Here is a 26163-nt window from a genome sequence, read left to right as displayed (position 1 = left end):
GGTGTGCGGGACCCGCCCCTCACCGCACCGGCACCGGGCCCACGCACGCTCTGCGCCGGCCCCCTGTGCGCTGTCTCGGCGGGAGGACGCACGCCGTTCCGGGGTCCTCTACGGCAGGCCGCCCGTGTCGGGGTCCCGGCCGGTCAGGCAGTACACCCCGCCGGCCGGGTCCCGCAACACCGTCCAGTGCGGGTGATCGGCCACGTGGGTCGCGCCCAGGCGCTCGTGCCAGGCGCGGGCGGCACCGATGTCCGCGCAGGCCAGGTCCACATGGGCGGTGGGGGGCCGTTCCTCGTCCAGCCGTTGCAGCAGTATCCGGACCGGCACTCCGGACGGCGGTTCGAGCACGTGGAACTCGGACCGGGAGCCGGGCCGCGACCCCCAGCCCTCCAGGAGGCCGCTCCAGAAGGCGACTTCGCCGGCGAAGGCGGACGGCGGCACGTCCAGGCACACCTGGTCCAGGCGGGTGCCGCGGACGACGGGCGGGCGCACCGACTCCCCGTGCCAGGGCACCGCGCAGAACGACTGCCCTGCCGGTGAGCGCAGGACGGCCCAACCCGCGTGTTCGGCGACGGGCGTGGCCCCGAGCCGTACGGCCGCAGCGACCAGGCCCGTCACGTCGTCGACGGCGAGGTCGAGGTGCGCGCCGCCCCGGCCTTCCGTGACGGCCTGCACCTTGCCGCAGGCGTCGACGCCGGCGGCCGCCGGGACCAGGGTGGCGAACTCGTCGTGTCCGCCCCGTCGTTCGGACGGCCGGGTGTCCGTGACGGCCGACCAGAACTCCAGGGCACGGCCGAAGCGCCCGGCGGGCCGGTCGAGGAAGGCGTACGTCCAGCGGATGCTCATGGCGTGATCGTAGGGCGGGGGCGCGGGCGCGCGGGCGGGAGAGCCCGGTCCGCGGGACCCGGCGGCACGTTCATTCCCGCGCGCGCTGCATGAACCGCAGCATGTTCCCGGCCGGGTCCCGGAACGCGCAGTCCCGTACGCCGTAGGGCTGGTCCATGGGCTCCTGGACGACGTCGGCGCCGTACTCCCGGACCCGCGCGAAGAGGGCGTCGCAGTCGCTCGTGGTGAAGTTGACGCCCCGCAGCACGCCCTTGGCCAGCAGCCGGGCCATGATCTCCTTGTCGGCGGGGGAGATGTCCGGATGGGCCGCGGGCGGCTCCAGGACGATCTCCACATCGGGCTGCGCCGGCGAGCCCACGGTCACCCACCGCATCCCCTCGAACCCGACATCGTTGCGGACTTCCAGTCCCAGCACGTCGCAGTAGAAGGTCAGCGCCTTGTCGTGGTCGTCCACGGCGATGAAGCACTGCCGGAGTTTGAGATCCATACGCACCACGCTAATGCCGTGACCGGAAAGGTTCACCGGCTCGCGATGCCCGCGGGCCGCAGTGCTGAGGCCACTGAGGCCTGCGGCCTGACGCGCCGGGCAGACCCTAGGGCCCGGGCGGGGGCCCCGTGCGCCTCGGGCGGGTGAAGGCGCGGGTCACGCAGGCCGGGATCACCGCGCTCTCCTCGTGCGAGCGGGCGCGGTAGGCGCTCGGGGTCTCGCCGACGAGTTCGGTGAAGCGTGAACTGAACGAGCCCAGCGAGGTGCACCCGACCGCCAGGCACACCTCCGTCACGCTCATGTCACCCCGCCTGAGCAGGGACTTGGCCCGCTCGATGCGGCGGGTCATGAGGTAGGTGTAGGGGGTCTCCCCGTACGCCTCACGGAAACTGCGCTGGAAGTGCCCCGGCGACATCAGCGCGGTGTGCGCGAGCGCCGCCACGTCCAGGGGCTCGGCGTACTCCCGGTCCATCCGGTCCCGGGCCCGCCGCAACCGGACCAGATCCTCTCGCGACATCACCCGGCCAGCATCGCACGCCGGGCGCCGGGAGGACCCGCTCATGGTGAAGGGCCCGGCCGCACGGCCGGGCCCTTCACCGTCCGGAGCGGCCCGCGGTGGTGCACCGACCGCCGGTCACCGGACCGAGCCTGTGGTTCAGGCCTTCTTGGTCTCCCAGAAGATCTTGTCGATCTGGGCGATGTAGTCCAGGGCCTTCTGACCCGTGGCCGGGTCGGTGGAGGCCTTGGCGGCCGAGAGGGCCTTCAGGGTGTCGTTGACCAGCTGGTGCAGCTCGGGGTACTTCTCGAAGTGCGGGGGCTTGAAGTAGTCGCTCCACAGCACGGAGACGTGGTGCTTGGCCAGCTCGGCGCGCTGCTCCTTGATGACCGTGGCGCGAGCCTGGAAGTGCGGGTCGTCGTTGCCGGCCATCTTCTCCTGGACGGCCTTCACCGACTCCGCCTCGATGCGGGCCTGGGCCGGGTCGTACACACCGCAGGGCAGGTCGCAGTGCGCGCTGACCTTGACCTTGGGGGCAAACAGGCGGGAAAGCATGGAGCATTCCTTCCTCGTGATCGTCTTCTCAGGTGGGACATTACTCCGTGCAAGGCCCGTTTTCGCGGGTGCCCCCTGGGGCTTAGGACAAAAGTCCAGGGTCAGACTGAGACTGGTGGAGGAACGGACCGGGGAGGTGCCGGGGATGCCGGAGCTGTTGCAGGAGAGCGAGCGCAGGGGTGCCGTACTGCCTCTTGGGCTGGCCGAGGTGACCGGGCCGTCCATGGTGCCCACGCTGCACCACGGGGACCGGCTGGTGGTGCAGTACGGCGCCCGCGTCCGTCCGGGTGACGTGATCGTGCTGCGCCATCCGTTCCAGCAGGACCTGCTCGTCGTCAAGCGGGCGGTGGAGCGGCGTGAGGGCGGCTGGTGGGTGCTCGGCGACAACGCGTACGCCGGCGGGGACAGCACCGACTACGGCACCGTGCCCGAGGAACTGGTGCTGGGGAAGGTGTGGCTGCGCTTCCGGCCGCGCCGGGCCGTTCAGCGCTCGCCGTTCGCGCGGGTGCGCTGGGTGCTGTCGGCCGTCAGGCCCGTGCTCACCGACCGGTCGGCCTCCAGGCGTTTGCGGGCGCGGTAGGCGGCCACGTTCGCGCGGGTGGCGCAGCGGTCGGAGCAGTAGCGGCGCGAGCGGTTGGTCGAGGTGTCCAGGTAGGCGTTGCGGCAGGGGGCCGCCTCGCACAGGCCCAGGCGGTCCACGCCGTACTCGGTGAGGTGGAACGCCAGGCCCATGGCGGCGATCGCCGCGTAGCCCGCCGTGGCGTTGGACGGGTGGTCGGCCAGGTGCATGTGCCACAGCGGGCGGCCGTCGTCGTCGCGGTGGTCGTGCCCGGAGATCTGCGGGCTCACCGGGAACTCCAGCAGCAGGGAGTTCAGCAGGGCGACCGCGAGGGTCTCGTCGCCCTGGTCGGCCGCCTCGAAGACGGCGCGCAGCCGGGCCCGTACCGAGCGGAAGCGCGTGACGTCGGCCTCCGTGGCCCGGCGGGCCGCCGAGGCGTTGGCGCCGAACAGGTCCCGGACCGCCTCCACCGTGGTCAGGACGTCCTTGCCCCGGGCCGGTTCCTCGCTGTTGACGAGACGTACGGCGTAATCCGAGTAATAGGCCAGTTCCACTTGTAGTCCTTACGCGGGCGCTCTATCGTGACGGGCACGGCCTTGTAACAGCCGGTCGTGGTTCCAGGGTATTACGCGAGTGTGGAGTGAGGGAGGACTGCGATGACGGAGACGGGCACGGACGTCACGGCGGCGGGCACGGGCGTGAAGGGGGCGGGCACGGGCACGACCGGCACGGCCGGGGACGTCACGGCCGCGGGGACGGACTGGCCGGCCTGGCAGGAGAGCTGGGACCGGCAGCAGGAGTGGTACATGCCCGACCGGGAGGACCGCTTCCACATCATGCTCGACATGGTGGAGGCCCTGGTCGGGGACGCGCCGCGGGTCCTGGACCTCGCCTGCGGCACCGGCACCGTCACCGCCCGCCTCCTCGCCCGCTTCCCCGGCGCCACCAGCACCGGCGTCGACCTCGACCCGGCACTGCTCGCCATCGCCGAAGGCACTTTCGAGGGCGACGGACGGGTCTCCTTCGTCACCGCCGACCTGAAGGAGCCCGACTGGACGGCGAAGCTGCCGTACGACTCCTACGACGCCGTCCTGACCGCCACCGCCCTGCACTGGCTGCACAGCGAACCCCTCGCCGCCCTCTACGGTCAGGTCGCGCAACTCGTCCGCGACGGTGGTGTCTTCATGAACGCGGACCACATGATCGACGAGACCACCCCGCGGATCAACGCGGCCGAGCGCGCCCAGCGGCACGCGCGCATGGACGCGGCCAAGCGCGAGGGGGCCCTGGACTGGGCCGAGTGGTGGCAGGTGGCCGCCGAGGACCCGGTCCTGGCCGCCCCGACCGCCCGCCGCTTCGAGATCTACGGCGAGCACGCCGACGGCGACATGCCCTCCGCCGCCTGGCACGCGCGGGTGCTGCGCGAGAAGGGCTTCGCGGAGGCCCGGCCGGTGTGGTGCTCGCCCTCGGACACGCTGCTGCTCGCGCTGAAGTGAGGACGCGCGAGTCTCCGGTCGCGCGAAGACGCGGTACGAGGCCGCGAGGGGCGGTACGGAATCTCCGTACCGCCCCTTCGCGCGCGGCGCGGCGCCGGCCGGAGCGCCTCAGAGGACCTTCGACAGGAACGACTGGGTGCGCTCGTGCCGCGGGTTGGTCAGCACCTCACGCGGGTGGCCGGACTCGACCACCACACCCTCGTCCATGAAGACCAGGCTGTCGCCGACCTCGCGGGCGAAGCCCATCTCGTGGGTGACGACGACCATCGTCATGCCGGACTCGGCGAGGTCGCGCATGACGTCGAGGACGTCACCGACCAGCTCCGGGTCGAGCGCCGAGGTCGGCTCGTCGAACAGCATCAGCTTCGGGTCCATGGCCAGCGCGCGGGCGATGGCCACGCGCTGCTGCTGGCCGCCGGAGAGCTGGGAGGGGTAGTGCCCGGCGCGGTCGGCCAGGCCCACCCGCTCCAGCAGCTGCATCGCGCGTTCCCGGGCCCCGCCCTTGTTCACGCCCTTGACCTGGACCGGTGCCTCCATGACGTTCTCGACGGCCGTCATGTGCGGGAACAGGTTGAAGCGCTGGAAGACCATGCCGATGTCCCGGCGCTTCATCGCGACCTCGCGGTCGCGCAGCTCGTAGAGCTTGTCGCCGTGCTGGCGGTAGCCGACCAGCTCGCCGTCGACGTACAGCCGGCCCGCGTTGATCTTCTCCAGGTGGTTGATGCAGCGCAGGAACGTCGACTTGCCGGAGCCGGAGGGTCCGATGAGGCAGAACACCTCGCCCGGCCTGACCTCCAGGTCGATGCCCTTGAGGACCTCGACCTGGCCGAAGGACTTGTGCACGCCCTCGGCCTTCACCATCGCCACGCCCGTGCCGCGCGCGGGGGAGTCCTGCTCGGTGAGCTTGTCGGTCATGCCGTGACCTTCCTGCTGGAGAAGGACGTCAGGTGCGCCCTGACCTTCTGCCACGGCGTCGCCGGGAGGGCGCGGCTGGAGCCGCGGGCGTAGTACCGCTCGATGTAGAACTGGCCCACGCTCAGCACCGAGGTCATGATCAGGTACCACGCGGCGGCGAGGAAGTACATCTCCACCGGGGCACCGGAGACCTGGCCGATGTCCTGGGCGTAGCGGAACAGCTCCGGATACTGGACGGCCGCCACCAGGGAGGTCGTCTTCAGCATGTTGATGACCTCGTTGCCGGTCGGCGGCACGATCACCCGCATCGCCTGCGGGATGACGATGCGGCGCAGGGTCTTGCCGTGGCTCATGCCCAGCGCGTGGGCGGCCTCGGTCTGGCCCTCGTCGACGGCGAGCAGGCCGGCGCGGCAGATCTCCGCCATGTACGCCGCCTCGTTCAGGCCCAGGCCGAGCAGCGCCGTCAGCAGCGGCGTCATGAAGTTCGACCAGTAGTCCTTGTAGAACGGCATCAGGTTGACGTACTCGAAGACCAGGCCCAGGTTGAACCAGAGGAACAGCTGGACGAGGACCGGGGTGCCGCGGAAGAACCAGATGTAGAACCACGCGATGGCCGAGGTCACCGGGTTCTTCGACAGGCGCATCACCGCGAGGACGATGCCGCCGACGATGCCGATCAGCATTGACAGGACCGTCAGCAGGAGGGTCTTGCCGACGCCGGTGGTGATCCGGTCGTCGAAGAAGTAGTCGGGAACGGCGTGCCAGTTGATCTTGCCCTGGCCGAACGCGTAGACGATCGCCACCAGGATCGCGATCGCGACGAGCGCGGTGACGTAGCGCCCGTAGTGCCGGACCGGTATGGCCTTGATCGGCTGGGGTCCGGTGGCGGGGGCGCCCTCGGGCCCCGTCGTCCTGTCGATGTCAGCAGTCACGGATGTCGCCTCTCAGCGGCCGCTCGGGGGCGGTCACTTGCCGCCGTTGATGGCGGACTCCTTGACGGCGCCGTCCTGGGCGCCCCACTTCTCCAGGATCTTCTGGTACTCGCCGTTCTTGATGATCGCGTTCACCGCGGCCTGCAGCGCGTCGCGCAGCTGGGTGTTGCTCTTGCCGACGGCGATGCCATACGGGGCCGCCTCGACCTGCTGGCCGACGATCTGGAAGTCGTTGCCGCCGCCGGAGGTCTTCACCGCGTACGCGGCGACCGGGAAGTCGGAGGAGGCCGCGTCCACGCCGCCCGAGCGCAGCCGGGTCTGGGCCTGCTGGTCGTCGTCGAACGCCTCGATGGTGAGCTTCTTGCCGGCCGGGCACTTCTTGGCCTCGGCCTTGGCCAGGTCCTGCGAGACGGTGCCGCGCTCCAGGGCGATCTTCTTGCCGCACAGGTCGGACCAGGAGCTGATGCCGCCGGTGTCGCCCTTGCGCGTGTAGATGGAGACGCCCGCCTGGAGGTAGTCGACGAAGTCGACGCCCTCGCCGACCTTCTTGCCGGTGGTCGGGTCGACACCCTGCTGGCGGCTCTTGTTGTCCGTCATCGCCGACATCGCGATGTCGTAGCGGCTGGAGCGGATGCCGGTGAGCAGGGCGTCGAAGGTGCCGTTCTCGAACTGGAACGTCACGCCGAGCTGCTTGCCCAGGGCGGCGGCGACATCGGGGTCGAGTCCGGCGACCTTGCCCGACTTGTCCTTGAACTCGACCGGCGCGTACGCGATGTCGGAACCGACCTTGATGACACCCTTGTCGCGGATCTCCGCCGGGAGCTTGCCCGCGAGCGGGGCGGAGCCGGCGGAGGACGAGCCGCCAGAGGACGTGTCCTTGTCCTTGGTCTGGTCACCGCAGCCGGTGAGGAGCAGGGCGCCTGCGACCGCGATCGCACCGGCCGCTGCCAGACGGGAGTGCGCGGCGGTCGTACGACGGGTGGAGCGTGCGGTCATGGTGGGTTCCTCCGGCGGATGGGTGGAGATGCCGATGGGTCGACGAGAACACACACCTTCGGGTGTCGCGACCTCGTGTGATTGACGCATCTTGCCATTCGGGCTGCGCCGTTCAGGGCAATCCCCATGTCAAAATCGGATAACGGGTGACCCCCGAACCCGCGTGACCGGCCGCCCGTGACCGGATCATCCGCGGGAATGCCTTCTTCCGGCCGGAAAATCTCCGGCCCGTCTCGGGATGCGGGCGGCCGGGTGACGGCTTATGGGCGAATTCGAGCCCTTGTCAAGGCTTAGACGAGGACTTGTCCCCATATTGGGCCACGTGTCGCGTCGTCGTCATGTGACCTTGGCGTTATGGACTCGTCGTCCATGGCGTCCGTCCGGTAAGAAGGTTCTTTACACCCCTCATCCGGGGCTCAGGGCGCGTGTGCGGCGCGCCCGTCGCGTACGGCACGAACGCATCACTCACCGGGCCGTGCGCGGTCCCGCCCACCCCTCACCAGGAGTGGCCACCCTCAATCCATGAACAATTAAGGGGTAAAACCAAGTGGCAGCGGAGATCGTCAATCCTCGCAGCGACAGCAGTACGGATCAGGACGGCGGGGCAGAGCCGCTCGATTCCTTCGATCCGGCTTTCGCGCTGCACCGTGGCGGGAAGATGGCCGTGCAGGCCACCGTTCCCGTCCGTGACAAGGACGACCTGTCCCTGGCGTACACGCCCGGCGTCGCGCGGGTGTGCACCGCCATCGCCGAGCAGCCGGAACTGGTCCACGACTACACGTGGAAATCGTCCGTGGTCGCCGTCGTGACCGACGGAACGGCCGTGCTGGGCCTCGGCGACATCGGGCCCGAAGCCTCCCTCCCGGTGATGGAGGGCAAGGCGATCCTCTTCAAGCAGTTCGGCGGCGTGGACGCCGTGCCGATCGCGCTCGACTGCACCGACGCCGACGAGATCGTCGAGACCGTGGTGCGCCTCGCGCCGTCCTTCGGCGGCGTGAACCTGGAGGACATCTCGGCGCCCCGGTGCTTCGAGATCGAACGCAAGCTCCAGGAGCGCCTGGACATCCCGGTCTTCCACGACGACCAGCACGGCACGGCGGTCGTCACGCTCGCCGCGCTGCGCAACGCCGCACGGCTGAGCGGCCGGGGCATCGGCGAACTGCGGGCCGTCATCTCGGGCGCGGGCGCGGCCGGTGTCGCCATCGCCAAGATGCTGGTCGAGGCCGGCATCGGCGACGTCGCGGTCGCCGACCGCAAGGGCGTCGTCTCCACCGGCCGCAAGGACCTGACCCCCGTCAAGCGGGAGCTGGCCGAGTTCACCAACAAGGCGGGACTCAGCGGCTCCCTGGAGGACGCGCTGGCGGGCGCCGACGTCTTCATCGGCGTCTCCGGCGGTACGGTGCCCGAGACCGCGGTGGCCTCGATGGCGAAGGGCGCCTTCGTCTTCGCCATGGCCAACCCGAACCCGGAGGTGCACCCCGACGTCGCGCACAAGTACGCGGCGGTCGTGGCCACCGGGCGGTCGGACTTCCCCAACCAGATCAACAACGTCCTGGCGTTCCCCGGCATCTTCGCGGGCGCGCTCCAGGTGCGGGCGTCCCGGATCACCGAGGGCATGAAGATCGCGGCGGCCGAGGCGCTGGCCGGGGTCGTCGGCGACGACCTCGCCGCGGACTACGTGATCCCCTCGCCGTTCGACGAGCGGGTCGCCCCCGCCGTGACGGCGGCCGTCGCGGCGGCGGCGCGCGCGGAGGGCGTGGCCCGGCGCTGACACGCGTCCCGCCCCGGTGACCGGCCGGCGCCCCCTCGGTGACCGGGCCCGCACCTCACCCGGACGGCCCCGCCCCTCGGGCGGGGCCGTCCGGCTGTCCGGCGCCCGCCGGGCTTGGCAAGAGGGTGTGTGTCACAGCGCCGCCTGGTTCCGCGGGCGCCGGGCCGCCCCTATCGTCAAGGTCATGTTCGCTGTCTACGCCGCCCGAATCGACCGGGACCAGCCGCTGAACGGCCTGGAGACGGGGGAGCGCCCGGCCCCCGAGGCCCGCCCCGGCTGGAGCACGATCGACGTCAGGGCCGCCTCCCTGAACCATCACGACCTCTGGTCGCTCAAGGGCGTGGGACTGTCCGACGACAAGCTGCCCATGATCCTCGGCTGTGACGCCGCCGGTGTCGACGAGGACGGCAACGAGGTCGTCCTGCACTCGGTCATCGGCCAGAGCGGGCACGGTGTCGGTCCCAAGGAGCCGCGCTCCATCCTCACCGAGCGCTACCAGGGCACCTTCGCCGAGCAGGTCTCCGTGCCGGCCTGGAACGTCCTGCCCAAGCCGAAGGGGCTCTCCTTCGAGGAGGCCGCCTGCCTGCCCACGGCCTGGCTCACCGCCTACCGGATGCTCTTCACCAACGCCGGGGTGCGGCCGGGCGACTCCGTGCTCGTGCAGGGCGCGGGCGGCGGGGTGGCCACGGCCGCGATCGTGCTCGGCAGGGCGGCCGGGCTCAAGGTCTTCGCCACCAGCCGCGACGAGGCCAAGCGCAAGCGGGCGCTGGAACTCGGTGCGGTGGAGGCGGTGGAGCCGGGGGCCCGGCTGCCGCAGCGGGTGGACGCGGTGATCGAGACCGTCGGCGCGGCCACCTGGTCGCACTCGGTGAAGTCGCTGCGCCCCGGCGGCACGATCGTCATCTCCGGGGCCACCAGCGGCGACCGCCCCTCGCACGCCGAGCTGACCCGGATCTTCTTCCTGGAGCTGAAGGTGGTCGGCTCCACGATGGGCACCAAGGACGAACTGGAGGACCTGCTCTCCTTCTGCGCCACCACCGGGGTGCGCCCCATCATCGACGAGGTGCTGCCGCTGGAGCGGGCCCGGGAGGGCTTCGAGCGGATGGAGGCCGGCGGCCAGTTCGGCAAGATCGTGCTCACCACGTCCTGATCCCCCCTCCTCCGGGGTTCTTCGAGCGGCGGGCCCGGCACCCGGGCCCGCCGCTCGTGCGTCCACACGGCCCTCCGTCAACCACGGTTGACAAGCGGGGGCTGTCAACGTACGTTGACAGCATGACCGACGCAACGGATCTCGCCGAACGGGCGGGCGACCGCGACCCGCGGGTCGGGCTGCGGGCCGTCGCCGCACTGCGCCGGCTGCTCGAGCAGCTGGAGGCGGTGCAGGTGCGCAGTGCGCGCAACCAGGGCTGGTCGTGGCAGGAGATCGCCGCCGAACTCGGCGTCAGCAGGCAGGCCGTGCACAAGAAGTACGGGAGGCAGTGATGTTCGAACGGTTCACGAAGGACGCCCGGGCCGTCGTGCAGGGGGCCGTGGCCCATGCCGAAGCGGGCGGCTCGCCGTCCGTGGACGCCGAGCATCTGCTGCTCGCCGTACTGGACCGCGAAGCGAGCCGCGCATCCTTCGCCCTGGCGGCGCTGGGACTGGACGCGCACAAGGACGCCGTACGGCGGGAACTGCATGACGCGCGGCGGCGCGCCGGTCTCTCCCGCGCCGACACCGACGCCCTCGCCGGGCTCGGCATCGACGTCCTGGAGATCGTCTCCCGGGTGGAGGAGGCGCACGGTGCCGGAGCCCTGTCCGCGGGCCGGGAGGGCGAGCCCTGGTCGGGCCGCCGTCCCTTCGGCCGCGGCGCCAAGCGCACCCTGGAGAAGGCGCTGCGCATGGCGGTGGCCCGCCGTGACCGGCGCATCGGTGACGAGCACATCCTCCTCGCCCTGGCCGTCCGGCCGGGTGTGCCCTGCGAGGCGCTCGCCGACCACGGGGTGACGTACACGTCGCTGACCCGCGTCCTGTATGGCGACACGGAGACCCGGGCGGCCGGCTGAGGCCGTGCCCGGCGGCCCGGCCCCTGGCCGGCGCCCTCCACCCGTGGGGCGGTGGGCGCCGGGGCACCGGCCGGCCCCCTCGCGCCCCGGGCGCGCGTCCCAGGCCCGCCCTCTCAGGGCTTCGGGGTGCCGCGCAGGACCTCCCCGATGTGTGCCGCGGCCGTCGCCAGATGACGGCGCGTGGCGCGGAGCTGATCGGCGCTGACGCCGTGGTCGCGGGCCGCGTCGCGGATGTCGTCGCGGAAGCGGTCCAGGAGCCGGTCCAGGTCGCGGGCCGGGTCGCCGGTGCTGTCCTCGTGCGCCCAGGACGGTTCGTAGGCGGCGGGGAAGCCCGGCGGTGTCTCGGAGTACTCGGCGGGCCCCTGCGCACCGGCGGCCGCCGGTCCGAAGCCGAAGTCCTTGGCCAGGCCCTTGCCGAACTCCTTGCCGAAGTCGCCGAACTCCTTGGTCAGCTCGGTCAGGCCCTCACGCACCCCCGTGGGCCAGTCGCCGCGCGCGAAGTGGTCCTGCACCTGGTCCTGCACCCGCCGGGCGATGCGCTGGAACTCCTCCTGGGCCTGGGCCCGCGCCCGCTCCTGGGCCTCCTTGGCCTGGCGCCGGGCGCGCTGGGCCTCCTCGCGTGCCCGGCGGCTCTCGTCCTTGGCCCGCCGGGCCTGCTCCTTCCACTCCTGCTTGACGCGGCGCATCTCCTCCTTGGCGGCGCGCCAGGCCTCTTTGTCGTCGCTGTCGGTGCCGGCGTGCTCCTGTGCGCCCGAGCCCCCGGTGGAACCCTGCCGGGCCTGGGAGGCCGCCGCGCGCATCTCACGCCGCAGATCGCCCGCGGCGCCGCGCACGTCGGCCCGGATCTCGGCGGCGAGTTCGGCGACCGACTCGCGGATCTCCAGTTCCAGATCGGCCAGTTCACCACTGCGGTCGGCCAGTTCGGCGCGGCCGGCGTCGGTGATGGCGTACACCTTCCGGCCGCCCTCGGTGGTGTGGGTGACCAGGCCCTCTGCCTCCAGCTTCGCCAGCCGGGGGTAGACGGTTCCGGCGGAGGGTGCGTACAGGCCCTGGAAGCGCTCCTCCAGGAGGCGGATCACCTCGTAGCCGTGGCGCGGGGCCTCGTCGAGCAGCTTGAGCAGATAGAGACGGAGGCGGCCGTGGGCGAAGACGGGGGGCATGTCAGAGCACCTTCTTGTCGGTCGGTCCGGCGGTCGGGCCGTCGGGCGTGCCGTCGGCGGTGTCGGCCGGCGCGTCGGCGGGGCCGCCACCGGCGGGGCCGGAACCCCAGGGGGCGTCCTCCTCGGCGGGCGGGCGCCGCAGCAGGGCGATGGAACCGGAGACCGTCGTCGCCTTCAGCCTGCCCCGGCCGGTGCCCAGCCGACCCGTGATCCGCTTGGCGCCCCACTGCCCGCTCACCCTGAGGTCCTCGAAGGCGTTGGAGACCGAGCCGCTCGCCGTGTTGGCCTCCACCTCGGCGTCGGCCGGGTGGGGCAGGCGGATGGCGATCTCGCCGGAGACGTTCGTCAGGCTGATGTCGGTGGGGGAGGCCGCCCGGGCGAGGTCGACGATCATCGATCCGCTCACGGAGTCGGCCCGCACCGAGGAGCCGGAACCCTCGACCAGGGTCAGGTCACCGGACACCGACTTGAACCGGAGGTCACCCGAGAGGGCCTGCGCCTCCACGTTCCCCGAGACGGTGTCCGCGCGGACCGGGCCGGTGACGCCCACCAGCGTGGTGTCGCCGGTGACGCCCTTCACCTCCGTGCGCCCGTCGATGCCCGAGACCATGGCGGCGGCGCCGACGACCCCGACCTCGACGTGCGTGCTCGCGGGGACGGCCAGGGAGATGACGGCACTGCGCTGCCAGCCCCTGCGGTCGAGCCACTTGAGGAGGCCCTTCCAGGGCAGGTCGTCGTAGGCCACGGTCAGGACGGAGCCGCGCTGGGTGACGACCAGGGGCGGTCCCTCGATACGGGAGACCTCCATACGGGCGGAGCCGTCGTCCGTGCCCACGACGTTGACCGTTCCGTGGACGATGCGGACGTTCAGCTGCGTCGGGGGCTCGTCGAAGGTGAGCTTGACGGGCTCGCCCACGGACCACTCGGACATGGTGCAGACCTCCTGGGACGGACCGGACCCCGCGGGGCGGCAGGACCGGAAGACGGGACCGGGTCGGGGAGGCGAGCGGCACACCGGAGACGACACGCCATATCGCGACCCCACAGGACACGATATATCGCGGACACGGAAAGTCAAGACACACCGTGAGAACGCGAGCGTCGCGCACGGTCCGAAGGTGGGGTGGAACGCGAAAGGCGCCCCCGAAGGGGCGCCCCGTCCCGGCCGTCCGCCGGTCCTTACTCCTCGTCGTCCTCGTCGTCCAGCCGCGCCAGCCAGGTGGCCAGCCGCTCCACCGGGACCTCGAAGTCCGGGTTCAGGTCGACGAAGGTCCGCAGCTGCTCGGCGAGCCACTCGAAGGTGACCTCCTCCTCGCCCCGCCTCTTCTCCAGCTCTTCGATGCCACGGTCGGTGAAGTACATGAGGTCAAGGATAGAGGCGCCGCAGCATCGCGGAAACGGCCGGGCCGCACCCCCGGTGAGGGGGTGCGGCCCGGCCGGTCGCGGTCCGCGCGGCGACGGCGCCCCGCGGCAGCGGTTACGCCTCGAACACCTCGCGCACCAGCTGCTCCTGCTCGGCCTGGTGCCGCTTGGCGGAACCCACGGCCGGGGAGGAGGAGTGCGGACGCGAGATGCGGCGCAGCCGCTCGCTGTGCGGCACGTCCGCGCCGACCGCCAGGTCCAGGTGGTCGATCAGGTTGAGCGCGATGAACGGCCAGGCACCCTGGTTCGCCGGCTCCTCCTGCGTCCACAGGTACTTCTCGGCGTTCGGGTACTTCTTGATCTCCGCCTGCAGCTCCGCACCCGGCAGCGGGTACAGGCGCTCGATGCGGATGATCGCGGTGTCCGTCACGCCGCGCTTCTTCCGCTCGGCGTCGAGGTCGTAGTAGACCTTGCCGGCGCAGAAGACGACCTTCTTCACGGCGTTCGGCTCGACCGAGTCGTCGCCGATGACCGGGCGGAACTGGCCCGTCGTGAACTCCTCCGTCTTCGAGGCGGCGGCCTTCAGGCGCAGCATCGACTTCGGGGTGAAGACCACCAGCGGCTTGTGGTGCGGGTTGTGCACCTGCCACCGCAGGAGGTGGAAGTAGTTCGACGGCAGGGTCGGCATCGCGACCGTCATGTTGTTCTGCGCGCACAGCTGGAGGTAGCGCTCGATGCGGGCCGAGGAGTGGTCCGGGCCCTGGCCCTCGTAGCCGTGCGGCAGCAGCAGCGTGACGCCGGAGGTCTGGCCCCACTTCTGCTCGGCGGCCGAGATGTACTCGTCGATGACCGACTGGGCGCCGTTGGCGAAGTCGCCGAACTGGGCCTCCCACATCACCAGCGCGTCCGGGCGGGTCAGCGAGTAGCCGTACTCGAAGCCCATGACCGCGTACTCGGAGAGCAGCGAGTCGTAGACGTTGTAGCGGGCCTGGTCGTCGGACAGGTACAGCAGCGGCGTGTAGTCCTCGCCGGTCTCGCGGTCGATCAGCACCGCGTGGCGCTGGCCGAAGGTGCCGCGGCGGGAGTCCTGGCCGGAGAGCCGGACCGGGACGCCCTCCAGGAGCAGCGAGCCGATGGCGAGGGTCTCGCCCATGCCCCAGTCGATGGTGCCGTCCTCGACCATGGCCGCCCGGCGCTGCAGCTGCGGCAGCAGACGCGGGTGGACGGTGAAGTGGTCGGGGATGTTGACCTGGGACTCGGCGATGCGCTTGACGACCTCGGCGGAGATCGCGGTGCTGACCTCGACCGGGAAGCCCGCCTGCGGGTCCGGGGACTGCGGGGCGGACGGCTGCGAGGTGGCCTCGCGGACCTCGGTGAAGACCTTCTCCAGCTGGCCCTGGTAGTCCTGCAGCGCCTGCTCGGCCTCTTCCAGGGTGATGTCGCCGCGACCGATCAGGGACTCGGTGTAGAGCTTGCGCACCGAGCGCTTCTTGTCGATCAGGTCGTACATCAGCGGCTGGGTGAAGGCCGGGTTGTCCGACTCGTTGTGACCGCGGCGGCGGTAGCAGATGAGGTCGATCACCACGTCCTTGTTGAACGCCTGGCGGAACTCGAAGGCGAGCCGCGCCACGCGCACGACGGCCTCGGGGTCGTCGCCGTTGACGTGGAAGATCGGGGCCTCGATCATGCGGGCCACGTCGGTGGCGTACATCGAGGAGCGCGAGGACTCCGGGGCGGCGGTGAAGCCGACCTGGTTGTTGATGACGATGTGGACCGTGCCGCCGGTGCGGTAGCCGCGCAGCTGCGACATGTTCAGGGTCTCGGCCACCACGCCCTGGCCCGCGAAGGCCGCGTCGCCGTGGATCGCCACCGGCAGGACGGTGAAGTCCGTGCCGCCCTTGTTGATGATGTCCTGCTTGGCGCGGGAGATGCCCTCGATGACCGGGTCGACCGTCTCCAGGTGGGACGGGTTCGCGGCCAGCGAGACCTTGATCTGCTCGCCGTCCAGGCCGGTGAAGGTGCCCTCGGCGCCCAGGTGGTACTTCACGTCGCCGGAGCCGTGCATCGACTTCGGGTCGAGGTTGCCCTCGAACTCGCGGAAGATCTGCGCGTAGGACTTGCCGACGATGTTGGCGAGCACGTTGAGGCGGCCGCGGTGGGCCATGCCGATGACGACCTCGTCCAGGCGCGACTCGGCGGCCGAGTCGAGGACCGCGTCGAGCAGCGGGATGACGGACTCGCCGCCCTCCAGGGAGAAGCGCTTCTGGCCGACGTACTTCGTCTGCAGGAAGGTCTCGAAGGCCTCCGCCGCGTTCAGCCGGCGCAGGATGCGCAGCTGCTCCTCGCGCTCCGGCTTGGAGTGCGGGCGCTCCACGCGGTCCTGGATCCACTTGCGCTGCTTGGGGTCCTGGATGTGCATGAACTCGATGCCGACGGTGCGGCAGTACGAGTCGCGCAGCACGCCGAGGATGTCGCGCAGCTTCATCATCGACTTGCCGGCGAAGCCGCCGACGGCGAACTCGCGCTCCAGGTCCCACAGGGTGAGCCCGTGCTCGGTGATGTCCAGGTCGGGGTGCTTGCGCTGCTGGTACTCCAGCGGGTCGGTGTCGGCCATGACGTGGCCGCGGACCCGGTAGGAGTGGATCAGCTCGAAGACGCGGGCGGCCTTGGTGACGTCGTCGTCGTGGCTGGCGTCGATGTCCTTGAGCCAGCGGACCGGCTCGTAGGGGATGCGCAGCGCCTCGAAGATCTCGTCGTAGAAGCCGTTCTCGCCGAGCAGCAGGTTGGCGACCTGGCGCAGGAACTCGCCGGAGGCGGCGCCCTGGATCACCCGGTGGTCGTAGGTCGACGTGAGCGTCATGACCTTGGAGATGCCGAGCTTGTTCAGGGTGTCCTGGCTGGTGCCCTGGAACTCCGCCGGGTAGTCCATGGAGCCGACGCCCATGATCACCGACTGGCCGGGCATCAGACGCGGCACGGAGTGGACCGTGCCGAGGCCGCCGGGGTTGGTGAGGGAGACGGTGACGCCGGTGAAGTCGTCCATCGTCAGCTTGCCGTCGCGGGCGCGGCGGACGATGTCCTCGTAGGCCTGCCAGAACTCGAAGAAGTTCAGCGTCTCGGCCTTCTTGATCGCCGCGACGACGAGCTGGCGGTCGCCGTTGGGCTTGACCAGGTCGATGGCGAGACCGAGGTTGACGTGGGCCGGCTTGACGAGGGTCGGCTTGCCGTCCTTCTCGCCGAACGACCAGTTCATCGACGGCATGGCCTTGATGGCCTGCACCATCGCGTAGCCGATGAGGTGCGTGAAGGAGATCTTCCCGCCCCGGGCCCGCTTGAGGTGGTTGTTGATGACGATGCGGTTGTCGAACAGCAGCTTCACCGGGACGGCGCGCACGGACGTGGCCGTGGGCAGCTCCAGGGAGGCGTTCATGTTCTTGGCGACCGCGGCGGACGGGCCGCGCAGCGTCACGTACTCGGGGCCGGCGGGGGCCTCGGTGGCGGGCTCGGCCTTCTTGGCGGCGGGCGCGGGCTTGGCGGCGGCCGGCTTCGCCGGGGCCGGGGCCTGCGCGGCGGGCTTCGCCGGAGCGGGCGCCGGGGCCGCGGCGGCGGGGGCCGGGGCGGCCGGTGCCGGAGCGGCGGCGGGCGGCGCGGCCGGGGCCTGCGCGGGCCGGGCCGGGGCCGCCGGGGCGGCGGGCGCCTGGGGAGCCGTGGGGGTGGTGCCTGCGGCCCCCGTGGCCGCAGTACCCGCCGGAGCCGTCGGGGCAGCGGCGGCGGCCCCCGGCTTGTAGTCGGCGAAGAAGTCCCACCAGGCACGGTCTACGGAGTTCGGGTCCTGGAGGTACTGCTGATAGATCTCGTCGACGAGCCACTCGTTGGCACCGAACGCGGCTGCGGGGTTCTTCCCGGCTTGGTCGGTCTCGGTCGAGATGCTCGAGTTACTGGGGGACTGTGGCGACACGGCGGCAACCGCCCTCTTCCGCTTCACAAGGTGATGGACAGCGGGAATAAAGGCTACGCCTCCAAGAGCGCGAAGGTCAGGTCGAGCCCGTTCATCGTCGCGTAAGTCACATCGAAAGCTGTGTTTCGGGGCTTGAAATGGCGGGAAACAAGCGTGGTTCGCCTGTGAGAGGGAAGGGGCCATCCGGGCCTGGCCCCAGGAGGGTGCAGGCCCCGGCCCGGTCACACGTGTCCGCCTGCGGCGGGAGCCGGCCGCAGACGTACCGGCAGGAGCGCCGCCGGGCTGCCGGCCGGGCGGCGCCACGCTCGTGGACCGCTCGTGGACCGCTCGTGGATCTTGAGGTTCCGGATCGAACTTTACGTCAACTTGGTACAGAGGGAAGCCCGGGAAGGGTGATGAGGATCCGGCAGCCTCGATCGGATTCGGCCACACCGATCCGGCCGCCGTGCAGATCCACCGCCCAGCGGGCGATCGCCAGCCCCAGGCCCGTACCGCCGTCGCTGCCGGGTCCGTGCGGCCGGCTCACGGCGCCCCGGTTGAAGCGCTCGAAGACGCGGTGCCACTCGGAGCGCGGGATGCCCGGCCCCTCGTCGATGACCTCCAGCTCCAGCGACTCCGGCTGCGGCCCGCGCCGCGCCCGCACCGTCACCCGGCCGTGCGGCGGGCTGTGCTTGACGGCGTTGTCGATGAGATTGGCGACCACCTGGTGGATCCGCTCGGGATCGGCGTGCGCGGTCAGGCTCAGCGGTTCGACGTCGAGCCGCAGGTGGACGTCCGTACGGGTGTGACTGCCGGAACCGGAGGCCATGCCCGCGCGCGCGGAGGCCACCATGTTGGCCTCCTTCAGCACACCTGACAGGTACGGCCACACCTCGAAGCGCCGCGCCCTGAGCGGCACCACGCCGTTGTCCAGGCGGGACAGGTCCAGCAGGGTCTCCACCAGGCGGCCCAGCCGCTCGGTCTGCTTCAGGGCCGTGCGCATGGTCTCCGCGTCGGCCTCGGTGACCCCGTCGACGATGTTCTCCAGGACCGCGCGCAGGCCCGCGATCGGCGTGCGCAGCTCGTGCGAGACGTTCGCCACCAGCTCCTTGCGCTGGCGGTCCTGGGCGGCCAGCTCGTCCGCCATGCGGTTGATCGTCTGGGCGAGGTCGCCCAGCTCGTCCCGGCGGTTCTCGCGCACCCGGCGGGTGTAGTCGCCGTGCGAGATGGAGCGGGCCACCGCGTTCATCTCGTCCAGCGGGGCGGTCAGCGAGTGCGCCACGAACTGGGTGATCAGGAGCGTGGCGATCATGGAGAAGACCATGATGAAGCGCAGCTCGGTCTTGGTGTGCACCGCGATCATCGACAGTCCGGTGGTGATCAGCACCGCGATGACGACCAGCGCGCCCAGTTTCGTCTTGACCGAGAACGGGCGTACCCCGCCCCAGGGCTCCCCCCGGTCCCCGCGCGCGGCCGGCCCCCCGCTCATGGGGTCGGCGTCTCCAGGGCGTAGCCCACGCCGTGCACCGTGCGGATCCGCTCGGCGCCGATCTTCCGGCGCAGCGCCTTGATGTGGCTGTCGACGGTACGGGTGCCGGAGGCGTCCGCCCAGTCCCACACCTCCGCCAGGAGCTGCTCGCGCGAGAGCACCGCGCGCGGGGTGTTCGCCAGGCACACCAGCAGGTCGAACTCGGTCGGCGTCAGGTGGACGTCCTCGCCGCGCACCCGCACCCTGCGCTGCGCGTGGTCGATCTCCAGCTCGCCCAGGCGCAGGATCCCGCTGCGCGGGGTCGCCGCGGCCAGCGCCGCCCGCTCCACGCGGCGCAGCAGCACGTGCACGCGCGCCGCCAGCTCCCGCATGGAGAACGGCTTGGTCATGTAGTCGTCGGCGCCGACCCCGAGGCCGACCAGCATGTCCGTCTCGTCGTCGCGCGCGGTGAGCATCAGCACCGGCACCGGCCGCTGGGCCTGGACCCGGCGGCAGACCTCCAGGCCGTCGAAGCCGGGCAGCATGATGTCGAGGATCAGCAGATCGGGCTGCCAGGCCTCCGCGGTGTCGACCGCGCTCGGCCCGTCGCCCGCGGTCTGCACCAGGAAGCCCTCGGCGCGCAGGCGGGTGGCGATGGCATCCATGATGGTCTGGTCGTCCTCGACCACCAGGACCCGGCGCTGCGCGCCCGGTCCGGCCGTCGTGCCGTTGTGCGCGGTGTGTGTCTGCTCCATCGCCCGCCCCTGAGTGTGCTTTCCGGAACCAGTGGGGTGATTCCTTGACTGCGCGTAGTTGCGATTGACGCTTGAATGATCGGCGTCAGGGATGCAGCGTACGGGGAGTCACGGTGCCTTTGCTATCCAGCCCTGACGGCGAGGTGCACGACGTCCGGAACGCCCCGGGCAACCGGGATCTCTTCGGTGCGCACCTGCTTGAACCCGACATTCCGCAAGGTTCCTTCAAATTCCGGAGAGGGTTTCGCCGACCACACCGCGAGCACGCCACCGGGTCTCAACACCCTTGCGCAGCTTGCCAGTCCGGGGGGTGTGTACAGCTCTCCGTTGCCCTCCGTGACGGTCCATCCGGGGCCGTTGTCGATGTCCAGGCACAGCGCGTCGAACGTGGCGGACGTCTCATTGACGTAGGCGATCAGGTCGGCCTCGACGATGTCGGTGCGCGGGTCCGCCAGTGCCGTCGCGGTCAGTGCGGCCAGCGGTCCGTCGCGGTGCCAGCCGACGATCGCCGGCTCGCGCTCGACGACCGTGATCCGGCCCCAGCGGTCCTGGGCCGCGGCGTGCGCGAGTGAGAAGCCGACGCCGAGGCCGCCGATCAGCACGTGCGGTGCGCGGCGGCCGTCCAGCGCGGCGAGCGCGGCGTCCACGAGCAGCCGTTCCGACCGTCCGTCGGAGGTGTCCATCAGGAAGCAGCCGTTGGCGATGATCTGCAGCAGTTCCCCGTGCCGGCGCAGCACGACCTCTCCGTGCGGGCCCTCGCTGCGGTCCAGGACCACGGGTGTCTCGTACGAGGCGTTCATGCGGTCATCCTGCCCGAACGGGGTCCCGCCACCCCATGGTTGAGGGGTGACGCGGGCGGAGCCCCGCGCGGGGACGGCGCGTTCGCCCGCGCGGGCGGCGACGGGCCGGGCGGCCCCGGCGGCTGGGGGAAGTTAATAGGTTGCTGTGAATCGGCCGCCGGGTGGCGCCGGTCATAGACAGCGGCCCGCCGGACGCCAAGGGTGGGGGCCCGACGTCAAGGAGCCCTGCCGTGGAACGGACTGCGGACACCGACGCCGCGGCCCCGCCCCTGGTGGACGGCATGCCCCGGCAACGGCCCCGGACGGCCCCGCCCGCCGGCGCCGCGCCGCGGGAGGCCGGCCGGGGTGAGGGCGTGCCCGGGGAGCTTTCCGGGCGGCCGGAGTCCCGTGGGCACGGCGCGCTCCCGGCGGTCCCGGCGCTCGGGGCACCGGCGGCGCCCGCGTGCGCCCGGACCCGCCCGGCGTCCTCGCCCGCCGCCGCGTGCGGCGGCCGGCCCGGCAGGGCGTCGGGCAGCCGGTTCGGCGGCGCGCGGGTGCGGCGGCTGCTGCCCGGTCCGGGCGGGACGCCGTTCACCTTCTGGTACGCGATCGTGCTCGTCGTCACCTCGCTCGTCGCGCGGTACACCGATCCCGCCGTGCTGGACGCCCTCTACCGCGGCTCCAGCACGGACGTCGCCCACCTGGTGCGGGAGCCGGTCGGGGTGCTGGCGGCCAGTGCGCTGTGGGTCGCGGGCGGGGTGGTGACGGCGTACTCGCTCTGCTTCCTGCTGGTGCTCACGGCGCTCGAACGGCGGGTCGGGTCGGTGCGCGCGGCAGGCGTCTTCCTGCTCGGGCACGTGTTCGCCACCCTGGCCACCGAGATCCCCGTCGGGGTCGCGGTCCTGGCCGGCCGGCTGCCCGGCGCCGCGCTGCACCGCCTGGACTACGGGATCAGCTTCGGGGTCGCCGCGTGCGTCGGCGCGCTGTGCGGGCTGCTGCGCCCCTGGCTGGGCGGCCCCGTCCTGGTCGCGTTCGGCGGGATGCTGGTGGTGAACCTGGTGGCGTTCACGGATCCGATGACCGACAGCGGCCACCTCATCGCCCTCGCCGCCGGCATCGCCTGCCGGCCGCTGCTGCGCCCCCGCGCCCCGGTGCGCGCCCCCCGCCGGCCAGGCCCGGAATTTTCCTTCGCCCGTGATCGCTGACGGCGAACAGCCGCCTGGGAACAATCGGCCCCGCTCGTGCATTGAGTCGGCATAGCTCAACTTGACTGCCGAAGGGGAGATCATGGCTGCTGAGTCCACGGCGTTCACACCGCTCACCCTGCCTGTGCTGCCGCTCGACGACGAGGTCGTGCTGCCCGGCATGGTGGTGCCGCTGGACCTGAGTGATTCCGAGGTGCGGGCCGCGGTGGAGGCCGCGCAGGCCGCCGCCAGGTCGGAGCCCGGGAAGCCCAGGGTGCTGCTGGTGCCACGCATCGAGGGCACGTACGCGAAGACGGGTGTGCTGGGCACGGTCGAGCAGGTCGGCCGGCTGGCCGACGGCGATCCGGGCGCGCTGATCCGCGGCCGGAGCCGGGTGAGCATCGGCGCCGGGACCACCGGGCCGGGCGCCGCGCTGTGGGTCGAGGGCACGCGGATCGACGAGAGCGTGCCGGACCCGCTGCCCGGCCAGGTCGCCGAACTGGTCAAGGAGTACAAGGCCCTCGCCACCGCCTGGCTGCGCAAGCGCGGCGCCTGGCAGGTCGTCGACCGTGTCCAGGCCATCGACGACGTCTCCGCGCTCGCCGACAACTCCGGCTACTCGCCGTTCCTGACCACCGAACAGAAGATCGAGCTGCTGGAGACCGCCGAGCCGGTGGCCCGACTCCGGCTCGCCACCCGCCAGCTGCGCGACCACCTCGCCGAGCAGGACGTCGCCGAGACCATCGCCAAGGACGTCCAGGAAGGCGTCGACAAGCAGCAGCGCGAGTTCCTGCTGCGCCGTCAGCTGGAGGCCGTCCGCAAGGAACTGCGCGACCTGAACGGCGAGAGCGAGGGCGAGGAGAGCGACGACTACCGCGCCCGCGTCGAGGCCGCCGACCTTCCCGGCAAGGTCCGCGAGGCCGCGCTCAAGGAGGTCGACAAGCTGGAGCGCGCCTCCGACGCATCGCCCGAGGGCTCCTGGATCCGCACCTGGCTGGACACCGTCCTGGAACTGCCGTGGAACGAGCGGACCGAGGACGTCTACGACATCCAGGGCGCCCGTGCGGTCCTGGACGCCGAGCACGCGGGCCTGCAGGACGTGAAGGAGCGGATCACCGAGTACCTGGCGGTGCGCAAGCGCCGCAGCGACCGCGGCCTCGGCGTGATCGGCGGCCGCCGCGGCGGTGCCGTGCTCGCCCTGGTCGGCCCGCCCGGCGTCGGCAAGACCAGCCTGGGCGAGTCCGTGGCCCACGCGATGGGCCGCAAGTTCGTCCGCGTCGCCCTCGGCGGTGTCCGGGACGAGGCGGAGATCCGCGGCCACCGGCGCACCTACGTCGGCGCGCTGCCGGGTCGCATCGTGCGCGCCGTCAAGGAGGCCGGGTCGATGAACCCGGTGGTCCTGCTCGACGAGATCGACAAGGTCGGCTCCGACTTCCGGGGCGACCCGGCCGCGGCCCTGCTGGAGGTCCTGGACCCCGCGCAGAACCACACCTTCCGGGACCACTACCTGGAGGTCGAGCTGGACCTGTCGGACGTCGTCTTCCTGGCCACCGCCAACGTCCTGGAGGCAATCCCGGAGGCCCTCGCCGACCGTATGGAGATCGTGCGACTGGACGGCTACACCGAGGACGAGAAGATCGTCATCGCCCGCGACCACCTGCTCCCGCGCCAGCTGGAGCGGGCCGGTCTCGACAAGGACGAGGTCACGATCGAGGAGGACGCGCTGCGCAAGCTCGCGGGCGAGTACACCCGCGAGGCCGGGGTGCGCACCCTGGAGCGGTCCGTCGCGCGGCTGCTGCGCAAGGTGGCGGCCCAGCACGAGCTGGGGGAGCGGGAGCTGCCGTTCACCGTCACCGAGGGCGATCTGCGGGGTTTGATCGGCCGGCCGCACCACGTGCCGGAGTCCGCCCAGGACCCGGCCGAGCGCCGGACCGCCGTGCCGGGGGTGGCCACCGGCCTCGCGGTCACCGGCGCGGGCGGCGACGTGCTGTACGTCGAGGCGTCCCTCGCGGATCCCGAGACGGGCGCGGCGGGCCTGACCCTGACCGGTCAGCTCGGTGACGTGATGAAGGAGTCCGCGCAGATCGCGCTCAGCTTCCTGCGCAGCCACGGCGCCGAGCTGGAACTGCCGGTGGGCGATCTGAAGGACCGGGGCGTGCACATCCACTTCCCGGCGGGCGCGGTGCCGAAGGACGGACCGAGCGCGGGCGTCACGATGACCACCGCCCTGGCCTCGCTCCTGTCCGGCCGTCTGGTCCGCACGGACGTGGCGATGACCGGCGAGGTGTCGCTGACCGGGCGGGTCCTGCCCATCGGCGGCGTCAAGCAGAAGCTGCTCGCCGCGCACCGGGCGGGCGTGACGACCGTGATCATCCCCAAGCGCAACGAACCCGACCTGGACGACGTCCCCGCCGAGGTGCTGGACAAGCTCGACGTCCACGCCGTCACCGACGTCCGCCAGGTCCTGGAACTGGCCCTCGCACCGGCCGTGAACGGCGCGGAGGCGGAGGTTCCGGCAGCGGCGTGACGGACGCTGCCGGGCAGGGTGAAGGCCCGGGTCCCGTGAGGGAGGCCCGGGCCTTCACCCTGCCGCGTACGTCTGCCCGCGTACGGGGGCGGGTGGGCCGCCGGCCGCGGCTCAGCCGTTGGCCAGGGCCTGCACCCGGTCCAGCGCGCCGTTGAACTTGTCGTGGTCACCGACGGTCGGGCCGGACGAGGTGTACTGCCACATCGTGTAGTAGCTCCAGCCGGCCGGGAGCGTCCCCGCCGTCGAGGCGTACCGGGCGATCCACAGCGGGTTCCTGGAGGCGAAGCCGCCGTAGTTGCCGGTGCACTGGGTCCACCAGCTGGTGGCCGTGTAGATCACGGCGTCACGGCCGGTGCGCGCCTTGTAGGTGTTGAGGAAGTCGGCGATCCAGCTGACCATCGCGCTCGTGGACTTGCCGTAGCAGGCGGCGCCGTAGGGGTTCCACTCGATGTCGAGTGCGCCCGGCAGGGTCTTGCCGTCCTTGGACCAGCCGCCGCCGTGGTCGACGAAGTAGTTGGCCTGGGTCGCGCCGCTGGTGGTGTCCGGGGTGGCGAAGTGGTACGAACCGCGGATCATCCCGATGTTGTAGGAGCCGTTGTACTGCTGGGTGAAGGAGGGGTTCGTGTAGTACGTCCCCTCGGTCGCCTTCGTGTACGCCCAGCGCACCCCGCTGTTCCACAGGGTGGACCAGGCGACGTTGCCCTGGTAGCCGCTGACGTCGACGCCCTCGGTCTGGGTGGCGGAGTCCGTCGTGGGCGTGCCGCTGCGGCCGTCGTGCGCCGCGACGCCCATGCCCATGTAGGCGGAGCCGCGGGCGGGCGTGGTGCCGTCGGCGGCGCCGCTGCCGGCGCCTGTGTCGGCCGAGGAGGGGCTGGTGAGGAAGAAGGAGAACGCCGCGAGCAGGACTCCCGCGGCGGTCAGCCGCCGCATGCGGGCCGTTCCGGATCTGTGCACGGGCATCACGTGCCTCCGAAGTTCGGTGGTGCTCGGTGGGGGGAAACGCGGGCATGGCCCACGGTCGCACGAGGGGAGCGCGGGCCTGGGGAGACCCGCCGGGGAGTCCGATGGCGTGGGCATGCCATTCAGTGCCTGGGCAAGACGCTACGCACGTAGAACGACTCTGGGAAGGGGGCCCGGAGTCCGCCGTTGGTCTACGCCTGCGAAATACTGACCAAGCTGCGGCGATGGCGGCGAGCGGCGGAAACTTTCAGGACCGGCGACACTCCAGGCAGGGGTTGACGTGCACGAAGACGCGAAGGGCGAGCAGCGGCCCGCCGAGCCCGGCGCCGCGGCGCCCGGTGGTGTGGACCGCGAGTTCCTCTCCCTGGAACGGGAGATGACCGTACTGCTGCGGCGCGCCCGGGCCAGCCAGGCCGAGATGGCCCGTGAGGTGCACCCGGAACTGGAGTCCTCGGCGTACGGACTGCTGGTCCGGCTGGACGAGTGCGGCAGCCAGCGCGCCACGGCACTCGCCGCCTACATCGGCGTCGGCAAGGCCACGATGTCCCGTCAGCTGCGCGCCCTGGAGGAGCTGGGGCTCGTCGCGCGCGAGCCGGACCCCGCGGACGGGCGGGCCTGGCTGATCGCGCTCACCGACGACGGCCGCCGCCGGGTCGGCAAGGTGCGCGATGCCCGGCGGGGACGTTACGTCAGACAGCTCGACCACTGGGACCGCCGCGAGGTCGCCGAACTGGCCCGCCTGCTGCACGAGCTGAACGGTGTCATGGAGAAACACGAGAACTGACACGGCCGGAGTGACACGACCTCGCGCCGCGCGTGACACGACCGGGTGACACCGGCCCCGGGCCGTGAGTGAGGGGGAGACCCCCTGGCGCCGCCCGCGTCGCCCCGGGAGCGGCACGGTGAAGTGACAGCGCCGGCCCCGCGCCGTGA

General features: G+C 71.6%; 25 protein-coding genes. 9 read left to right on the top strand and 16 right to left on the bottom strand.

Going from position 1 to position 26163, the window contains the following annotated elements:
- Positions 1 to 108: 108 nt before the first annotated feature.
- From IG64_RS03915 to sodN, 4 genes are all read right to left on the bottom strand, one after another.
- Entirely contained in the window at positions 109 to 846 is a 738-nt protein-coding gene (locus IG64_RS03915; protein ID WP_037851919.1) for a VOC family protein, read from the bottom strand.
- Positions 847 to 916: 70 nt separating this feature from the next.
- Positions 917 to 1333 (bottom strand): VOC family protein, encoded by a 417-nt coding sequence (locus tag IG64_RS03910; protein ID WP_037851918.1) that lies wholly within the window; start codon positions 1331 to 1333, stop codon positions 917 to 919.
- Positions 1334 to 1439: 106 nt separating this feature from the next.
- Positions 1440 to 1850: a helix-turn-helix domain-containing protein gene (locus IG64_RS03905; protein WP_037852223.1), complete on the bottom strand. Its 411-nt coding sequence runs from the start codon at positions 1848 to 1850 to the stop codon at positions 1440 to 1442.
- 138 nt (positions 1851 to 1988) lie between these two features.
- Complete coding sequence (gene sodN / locus IG64_RS03900; protein WP_004983535.1) at positions 1989 to 2384, bottom strand: superoxide dismutase, Ni; 396 nt, start codon at positions 2382 to 2384, stop codon at positions 1989 to 1991.
- A gap of 145 nt (positions 2385 to 2529) precedes the next feature.
- Here sodN and sodX point away from each other — a divergent pair, with 145 nt between their 5' ends.
- Positions 2530 to 2964 (top strand): nickel-type superoxide dismutase maturation protease, encoded by a 435-nt coding sequence (sodX, locus tag IG64_RS03895; RefSeq protein WP_037852222.1) that lies wholly within the window; start codon positions 2530 to 2532, stop codon positions 2962 to 2964.
- On the opposite strand, the gene IG64_RS03890 is transcribed toward sodX, so the two are convergent.
- Complete coding sequence (locus IG64_RS03890) at positions 2868 to 3497, bottom strand: CGNR zinc finger domain-containing protein (protein ID WP_037851915.1); 630 nt, start codon at positions 3495 to 3497, stop codon at positions 2868 to 2870. The two genes, sodX and IG64_RS03890, sit on opposite strands and share 97 nt — an antisense overlap.
- 102 nt (positions 3498 to 3599) lie before the next feature.
- On the opposite strand from IG64_RS03890, the gene IG64_RS03885 reads away from it, so the two are divergent.
- Complete coding sequence (locus tag IG64_RS03885) at positions 3600 to 4439, top strand: class I SAM-dependent methyltransferase (protein ID WP_234438378.1); 840 nt, start codon at positions 3600 to 3602, stop codon at positions 4437 to 4439.
- A 108-nt stretch (positions 4440 to 4547) separates the two neighbouring features.
- Here the strand turns inward: IG64_RS03885 and IG64_RS03880 are convergent, their stop codons facing one another.
- The 3 genes from IG64_RS03880 to IG64_RS03870 are packed head-to-tail and all read right to left on the bottom strand — an operon-like array spanning position 4548 to position 7282.
- Positions 4548 to 5300, bottom strand: a complete 753-nt coding sequence (locus IG64_RS03880) for an amino acid ABC transporter ATP-binding protein (RefSeq protein WP_037852220.1) — start codon at positions 5298 to 5300, stop codon at positions 4548 to 4550.
- 50 nt (positions 5301 to 5350) lie between these two features.
- The gene (locus IG64_RS03875; protein ID WP_037851913.1) at positions 5351 to 6286 is read right to left on the bottom strand and encodes an amino acid ABC transporter permease; all 936 of its coding nucleotides are present in this window, start codon (positions 6284 to 6286) and stop codon (positions 5351 to 5353) included.
- Between the two features lie 33 nt (positions 6287 to 6319).
- Positions 6320 to 7282 (bottom strand): ABC transporter substrate-binding protein, encoded by a 963-nt coding sequence (locus tag IG64_RS03870; protein ID WP_037851911.1) that lies wholly within the window; start codon positions 7280 to 7282, stop codon positions 6320 to 6322.
- A gap of 547 nt (positions 7283 to 7829) precedes the next feature.
- Between IG64_RS03870 and IG64_RS03865 the strand changes: the two genes are divergently transcribed.
- The 4 genes from IG64_RS03865 (at position 7830) to IG64_RS03850 (ending at position 11098) form a co-directional block, all read left to right on the top strand.
- Entirely contained in the window at positions 7830 to 9053 is a 1224-nt protein-coding gene (locus IG64_RS03865; protein ID WP_037851910.1) for an NAD(P)-dependent malic enzyme, read from the top strand.
- A gap of 184 nt (positions 9054 to 9237) precedes the next feature.
- Positions 9238 to 10203 carry a zinc-binding dehydrogenase gene (locus IG64_RS03860; RefSeq protein ID WP_037851908.1) on the top strand — a complete coding sequence of 322 codons (966 nt, stop codon included), beginning with the start codon at positions 9238 to 9240 and terminating at the stop codon, positions 10201 to 10203.
- Positions 10204 to 10325: 122 nt separating this feature from the next.
- Positions 10326 to 10535 carry a helix-turn-helix domain-containing protein gene (locus tag IG64_RS03855; RefSeq protein ID WP_037851906.1) on the top strand — a complete coding sequence of 70 codons (210 nt, stop codon included), beginning with the start codon at positions 10326 to 10328 and terminating at the stop codon, positions 10533 to 10535.
- Complete coding sequence (locus IG64_RS03850) at positions 10535 to 11098, top strand: Clp protease N-terminal domain-containing protein (protein ID WP_037851904.1); 564 nt, start codon at positions 10535 to 10537, stop codon at positions 11096 to 11098. Before IG64_RS03855 ends, IG64_RS03850 begins: the two co-directional genes overlap by 1 nt.
- A 113-nt stretch (positions 11099 to 11211) precedes the next feature.
- Here the strand turns inward: IG64_RS03850 and IG64_RS03845 are convergent, their stop codons facing one another.
- The 7 genes from IG64_RS03845 to IG64_RS03815 all read right to left on the bottom strand — a co-directional run bounded on the left by IG64_RS03845 (position 11212) and on the right by IG64_RS03815 (position 20580).
- On the bottom strand, positions 11212 to 12258 hold the full coding sequence (locus IG64_RS03845; protein WP_037851902.1) for a PadR family transcriptional regulator: 1047 nt from the start codon (positions 12256 to 12258) through the stop codon (positions 11212 to 11214).
- Position 12259: 1 nt separating this feature from the next.
- Positions 12260 to 13189 carry a DUF4097 family beta strand repeat-containing protein gene (locus IG64_RS03840; RefSeq protein ID WP_037851900.1) on the bottom strand — a complete coding sequence of 310 codons (930 nt, stop codon included), beginning with the start codon at positions 13187 to 13189 and terminating at the stop codon, positions 12260 to 12262.
- A 248-nt stretch (positions 13190 to 13437) separates the two neighbouring features.
- Positions 13438 to 13620 carry a DUF6104 family protein gene (locus IG64_RS03835; RefSeq protein ID WP_005312030.1) on the bottom strand — a complete coding sequence of 61 codons (183 nt, stop codon included), beginning with the start codon at positions 13618 to 13620 and terminating at the stop codon, positions 13438 to 13440.
- Positions 13621 to 13735: 115 nt separating this feature from the next.
- Positions 13736 to 17578 carry a multifunctional oxoglutarate decarboxylase/oxoglutarate dehydrogenase thiamine pyrophosphate-binding subunit/dihydrolipoyllysine-residue succinyltransferase subunit gene (locus IG64_RS03830; RefSeq protein ID WP_037851899.1) on the bottom strand — a complete coding sequence of 1281 codons (3843 nt, stop codon included), beginning with the start codon at positions 17576 to 17578 and terminating at the stop codon, positions 13736 to 13738.
- A gap of 361 nt (positions 17579 to 17939) precedes the next feature.
- Positions 17940 to 19046, bottom strand: a complete 1107-nt coding sequence (locus IG64_RS03825; RefSeq protein ID WP_037851898.1) for a HAMP domain-containing sensor histidine kinase — start codon at positions 19044 to 19046, stop codon at positions 17940 to 17942.
- The gene (locus tag IG64_RS03820; RefSeq protein ID WP_037851897.1) at positions 19043 to 19780 is read right to left on the bottom strand and encodes a response regulator transcription factor; all 738 of its coding nucleotides are present in this window, start codon (positions 19778 to 19780) and stop codon (positions 19043 to 19045) included. The genes IG64_RS03825 and IG64_RS03820 overlap by 4 nt, the downstream gene beginning before the upstream one ends.
- Before the next feature lie 122 nt (positions 19781 to 19902).
- Positions 19903 to 20580 carry a spermidine synthase gene (locus tag IG64_RS03815; RefSeq protein ID WP_037851896.1) on the bottom strand — a complete coding sequence of 226 codons (678 nt, stop codon included), beginning with the start codon at positions 20578 to 20580 and terminating at the stop codon, positions 19903 to 19905.
- Between the two features lie 230 nt (positions 20581 to 20810).
- Between IG64_RS03815 and IG64_RS37425 the strand changes: the two genes are divergently transcribed.
- Positions 20811 to 21764: a rhomboid-like protein gene (locus IG64_RS37425; protein ID WP_234438377.1), complete on the top strand. Its 954-nt coding sequence runs from the start codon at positions 20811 to 20813 to the stop codon at positions 21762 to 21764.
- Between the two features lie 82 nt (positions 21765 to 21846).
- Positions 21847 to 24270 (top strand): endopeptidase La, encoded by a 2424-nt coding sequence (lon, locus tag IG64_RS03805; RefSeq protein ID WP_037851895.1) that lies wholly within the window; start codon positions 21847 to 21849, stop codon positions 24268 to 24270.
- Between the two features lie 111 nt (positions 24271 to 24381).
- Here the strand turns inward: lon and IG64_RS03800 are convergent, their stop codons facing one another.
- Positions 24382 to 25230, bottom strand: coding sequence for a lysozyme (locus tag IG64_RS03800; RefSeq protein WP_037851893.1), 849 nt, complete (start codon positions 25228 to 25230; stop codon positions 24382 to 24384).
- 280 nt (positions 25231 to 25510) lie between these two features.
- On the opposite strand from IG64_RS03800, the gene IG64_RS03795 reads away from it, so the two are divergent.
- Complete coding sequence (locus IG64_RS03795; RefSeq protein ID WP_037851891.1) at positions 25511 to 26014, top strand: MarR family transcriptional regulator; 504 nt, start codon at positions 25511 to 25513, stop codon at positions 26012 to 26014.
- Positions 26015 to 26163 lie beyond the last annotated feature (149 nt).

The sequence above is a fragment of the Streptomyces sp. NRRL S-340 genome (genome assembly GCF_000720185.1).
GTDB lineage: Bacteria > Actinomycetota > Actinomycetes > Streptomycetales > Streptomycetaceae > Streptomyces.
This window is presented reverse-complemented; position numbering and strand designations above follow the sequence as displayed.